This is a genomic window from Xanthomonas sp. SHU 166, from assembly GCF_000364685.1.
GTDB lineage: Bacteria > Pseudomonadota > Gammaproteobacteria > Xanthomonadales > Xanthomonadaceae > Xanthomonas_A > Xanthomonas_A sontii.
This window is the reverse complement of sequence record NZ_AQOJ01000194.1, coordinates 1-4,651: the sequence shown is the minus strand read 5'-3', so window position 1 is coordinate 4,651 and position 4,651 is coordinate 1. Positions and strand designations below refer to the sequence as shown.

General features: G+C 71.2%; 6 protein-coding genes and 1 riboswitch. All 6 genes read right to left on the bottom strand.

What is annotated here, in order from left to right:
- A partial coding sequence (thiL, locus tag D180_RS06870) for a thiamine-phosphate kinase (RefSeq protein ID WP_017912208.1) occupies positions 1–502 on the bottom strand: 502 nt, incomplete at its 3' end.
- A gap of 134 nt (positions 503–636) precedes the next feature.
- Positions 637–1,107 carry a transcription antitermination factor NusB gene (nusB, locus tag D180_RS06865; protein WP_017910046.1) on the bottom strand — a complete coding sequence of 157 codons (471 nt, stop codon included), beginning with the start codon at positions 1,105–1,107 and terminating at the stop codon, positions 637–639.
- Entirely contained in the window at positions 1,104–1,571 is a 468-nt protein-coding gene (gene ribH, locus D180_RS06860; RefSeq protein ID WP_017910047.1) for a 6,7-dimethyl-8-ribityllumazine synthase, read from the bottom strand. Before ribH ends, nusB begins: the two co-directional genes overlap by 4 nt.
- Before the next feature lie 90 nt (positions 1,572–1,661).
- The gene (gene ribB, locus D180_RS06855) at positions 1,662–2,789 is read right to left on the bottom strand and encodes a 3,4-dihydroxy-2-butanone-4-phosphate synthase (protein ID WP_043090588.1); all 1,128 of its coding nucleotides are present in this window, start codon (positions 2,787–2,789) and stop codon (positions 1,662–1,664) included.
- A gap of 115 nt (positions 2,790–2,904) precedes the next feature.
- Complete coding sequence (locus D180_RS06850) at positions 2,905–3,504, bottom strand: riboflavin synthase (RefSeq protein WP_017910049.1); 600 nt, start codon at positions 3,502–3,504, stop codon at positions 2,905–2,907.
- Between the two features lie 79 nt (positions 3,505–3,583).
- Positions 3,584–3,747, bottom strand: a riboswitch (FMN riboswitch).
- Positions 3,748–3,887: 140 nt separating this feature from the next.
- Positions 3,888–4,651 (bottom strand): bifunctional diaminohydroxyphosphoribosylaminopyrimidine deaminase/5-amino-6-(5-phosphoribosylamino)uracil reductase RibD (gene ribD / locus D180_RS06845; RefSeq protein ID WP_017912206.1); only part of this gene is annotated, 764 nt, incomplete at its 5' end.

Below are 4,651 nucleotides of genomic sequence, written 5' to 3'. Positions count from 1 at the left end.
ACAGCGCCAGCGCCGCCGCCGCCTCGCCCGGCTGGCCGGTCACCCAGACCTCGTCGCCCGGCTGCGCGGCATCGCGGCGCAGCGCCATCGTCGCCGGCACGCTGCCGATTGCCGTGACCGACAAGGCCAGCGGCCCGCGCGTGGTGTCGCCGCCGGCCAGGCCGATGCCGTGCGCATCGGCCAGCGCGAAGAAGCCCTCGGCGAACGCATCGACCCAGGCCATGTCGACCTGCGGCAGCGACAGCGACAGCGTGCACCAGCGTGGCTGCGCGCCCATCGCCGCCAGGTCGGACAGATTCACCGCCAGCGTCTTCCAGCCGATGTCGACGGCCGCGGTCTCGGCCGGGAAATGCACCCCGGCGTTGAGCGTATCGGTGGTGATCGCCAGCAACTCCCCCGGCGGCGGCAGCAGCAAGGCCGCATCGTCACCGATGCCCAGCGGCAGGTCGTCCCGCGCCCGACTGCGTGCGCGCAGGCGCTCGATCAGATCGAATTCGGGCATTGGGGGCTGGGAATCGGGAATGGGGAGTCGGGAATGGTTAGAAGCAGGAGCGAAAGCCGGAACGTCGGCGATCTCGAAGGAGAACGGCATCTGCTTTTGCCATTCCCCATTCCCTTTTCCCCATTCCCAGCCCCTCAGCCCCCCGACTCCACCGCGCGCCATTCCAGCGCGGCGCGGTCCAGGACGCCGTTGACGTAGGTGTGGCCGTGTTCGGAGCCGAAGCGCTTGGCGGTCTCGATCGCTTCGTTGATCACCACGCGGTACGGCACGTCCATGCGGTGCAGCAGTTCGTAGGCGGCCAGGCGCAGTACCGCGCGTTCGATCGCGTCCACTTCCTCGACCGTGCGGTCCAGGTAGCCGACCAGCGCTGCGTCCAGTTCGGCGCGGTGCTTGAGCACGCCTTCGACCAGGTTCTCGAAGTACACCAGGTCGGCGATCTCGTGCGCCTGCTCGTGCGCGAATTGCGCGATCACGTGCTGGGCGTTGCCGCCGGAGATCTGCCAGGCGTAGATCGCCTGCAGCGCACGCCGGCGCGCGCGCGAACGCAGGACCGGATCCACGCCGTCGCGGCGTGGGTGGTGCTTGTGGCCAGCGGGTTTGTTCACGGCAGCAGCTCCAGCAGGTTGACCATCTCCAGCGCGCTCAGCGCCGCTTCCTCGCCCTTGTTGCCATGGCTGCCGCCGGCGCGCGCCTCGGCGTCCTCGACCTGCTCCACGGCGAGCACACCGTTGAGCACCGGGATGCGGAAGTCCAGCGACACCCGCAGCAGGCCCTCGGCGCAGCCGTCGGCGACGTGTTCGTAGTGGCGGGTGTCGCCGCGGATCACGCAACCCAGCGCGATGATCGCGGCATGCTTGCCGGCCGCGGCCAGGCGGGCGGCGACCAGCGGCAGTTCCCACGCGCCCGGCACCCGGATCACGTCCACCGCGTCGTCGGCAATGCCGTTGCCGGCCAGGCTCTGCCGCGCACCGGCGACCAGCACGTCGGTGATACGGGCGTTCCAGCGGCTGGCGATGATCGCGAAACGCGCCGACTCGGGAGTGCGGAGGTCGCCTTCGTAGTGGGACATGGCGGTGGCAGCTTGAGGGGGTGGGAGAGTTTAACAGCCGGGACCCGGGACCCGGGGTCCGGGAGAAGCAAACGAGGTCGCGCGCGGGGATCAGGCTTTTCCGGGTCCCGGGTCCCGATTCCCGATTCCCGGCTCCACATGCTCCACCACCTCCAGCCCGAACCCGGCCAGGCCGATCTGCCGGCGCGGCGTGCCGAGCACGCGCAGCTTGCCCAGGCCCAGGTCGGCCAGGATCTGGCTGCCGGCGCCGTTGCGCCGCCACTGCCCCACGTCCTTGCCGTGCGCCGCCTCCGGCTGCGCGCGCAGCCGCGCCAGCAAGGCCTCGCTGTCGCGCGGCGCCGACAGCACCACCATCACCCCGCGCTCGGCGGCGGCGATCGCGCGCAAGGCGTCGCTGGCGGCCACGCCGAAGTCGTCGCGGCGCCAGTGCAGCAGGTCGGCCAGCGGGTTCTCCACCTGCACCCGCACCAGGGTCGGGGTGTCGGCGTCCGGGGTGCCGCGAACCAGGGCGAAGTGCAGATCGTGGGCGATGCGGTCGCGGTAGGTGACCAGGGTGAAGCCGCCGAACTCGGTCTCGATCGGCCGCTCGTCGATACGTTCGACGGTGTGCTCGGTGGCAAGGCGGTAGGCGATCAGGTCGGCGATCGAGCCCATCTTCAGCCCGTGGGTGCGGGCGAACGCTTCCAGCTGCGGACGCCGCGCCATGCTGCCGTCGGGATTGAGCACTTCCACCAGCACGCCGGCCGGCTCCAGCCCCGCCAGCATCGGCAGGTCGCTGGCGGCCTCGGTGTGGCCGGCACGGGTCAGCACCCCGCCCGGCTGGGCGATCAGCGGGAAGATGTGGCCGGGCTGGCTGAGGTCGTGCGGCTTGGCGTCCGGCTTGACCGCGGTGCGCACGGTGTGGGCGCGGTCGTAGGCGGAGATGCCGGTGGTGACGCCCTCGGCGGCCTCGATGCTGACGGTAAAGTTGGTATGGAACTGCGCGGTATTGCGCTGGACCATCGGCGCCAGGCCCAGCTGCGCGCAGCGCTCGCGGGTCAGCGACAGGCACACCAGGCCGCGCGCGTGGGTGACCATGAAATTGATGTCCGAGGGCTTGACCAGTTCGGCGGCCATGATCAGGTCGCCCTCGTTCTCGCGGTCCTCGTCGTCGACGATGACCACCATGCGGCCGGCGCGGAGTTCTTCCAGCAGCTCGGGGACGGAGGCGAAATTCAGGCTCGGGGTAACGGAAGGCGACATGCGGGGACTCGCGGAAAGACGGAAGGTGCCGCGCGTGCCGCAGGCATCGGCGCAGCGTGGCGGAGAGGCAGAAGGCCGGACGCGGCCAGGATCAGTCCTGGCGGCCCTGCAACAGGCGTTCGACGTAGCGCGCGACCAGGTCGATCTCCAGGTTCACCGCCGCGCCGACGGCGGTCTGCGCGAACGCGGTGTGCGCGACGGTGTGCGGAATCAGCGCGACCTCAAAGCCTTCGGCGTCGACTTCATTGACGGTGAGGCTGACCCCGTCCACGCAGATCGAGCCCTTCTTGGCGATGTAGCGCAGCAGCGACGCCGGCGCGGCGAAACGCCAGCGCTGCGCGCGCGCATCGTCGTGAATCGACAGCACCTCGCCGAGGCCGTCGACATGGCCGCTGACCAGGTGCCCGCCGAGGCGGTCGCTGGGGCGCATCGCCCGCTCCAGGTTCAGTATCGCGCCCTCGGCCAGGCGGCCAAGCGTGGTCAGCGCCAGGGTCTCGGTGGAGGCGTCGGCCTGGAACGAGGCCGCGTCGAAGGCGACCACGGTCAGGCACACGCCGTTGACCGCGATGCTCTCGCCCAGGCGCACGTCGGCGAACGGCAGGCTGCCGGTGGCGAAGGTGAAGCGGAGATCGCCGCCCTGCGGCTGGCGTGCGGCGAGATGGCCGACGCCTTCGATGATTCCGGTGAACATAGCTACGTTTCTCGCAATGGGGTGAGCGAAAAACGCCACAAGGCAAACAGGCACGCGCACAGCCGCAAGGCTGCGCGAAGGCCGTCTTCTTTCATCCGGACTATACCGTCGGCCCCGGCATCGCACCGGATCTGCTGACCTTCCCGATTCGGCGCGTCGCGCCTGCGCCGGGAAGCGCTCGCGGGCTCGTGCGCGAACGCACCTACCGCCGGTGGGGAATCGCACCCCGCCCTGAAGACGTTTGTGGTCGCCGGCGAACCGGCTCGGGCATTCTAGCAGGCGCGGCCGCAGCGGCCGCCCGGTACAGCGCGCCACCGGTGGGACAAAGCGTCGCGGTGCGCACGGCAACCTTGCGCGCGGCGACGCGCATCACCGGCGATCGCTCAGGGCGAGGCCGCCCCCGCGCTGGCGGCGATCGCCGGCCGCAGCAGCAGGCGCAGGTCGTCGCCGAGCTGGCGCACGTCCTGCAATTGCAGCGGTACGCGCTGCGCCATGGTCTCGATGCCGAGCCCGGCCAGCAGCGGACGCGCGGTATCGCCCAATAGGAGCGGCGCCATGTACACCAGCACCTCGTCGACCAGGCCGGCGCGCAGCAGTGCACCGCTCAGCGTCGCCCCGGCCTCGACCTGGACCTCGTTGATGCCGCGCTCGCCGAGCAGGCGCAGCGCCGCGTGCAGGTCGCAGCGGCCGTCGTGCAGCGGCACCGCGGCGAACGCGGCATGATCCAGCGCCGGCGGCACGCAGTCCGGCGCATGCACGTACAGGGTCGGCGCACTGCCGTCGCGGACCTTGGCCTGCGCCAGGCTGCGCAGTTGCGCGTCCAGCACCACGCGCAGCGGCGGCTCCACTTCGGTCGCCGCATCCAGGCGCACGGTCAGTGCCGGGTCGTCGGCCAGCACGGTGCCGGCGCCGGTAAGGATGGCGCCGGCGCGGGCGCGCCAGTGCTGCACGTCCTGGCGCGCCGCCGGTCCTGTGATCCATTTCGACTCGCCGCTGGCCAGCGCGGTGCGCCCGTCCAGGCTGGCGCCGAGCTTGATCCGCAACCACGGCCGGCCGCGCTCCACCCGCGACAGGAAGCCGCGATTGAGCGCGCGCGCCTGCGTGTCCATCAGGCCCGCCTGCACCGCGATGCCAGCCTCTCGCAGCA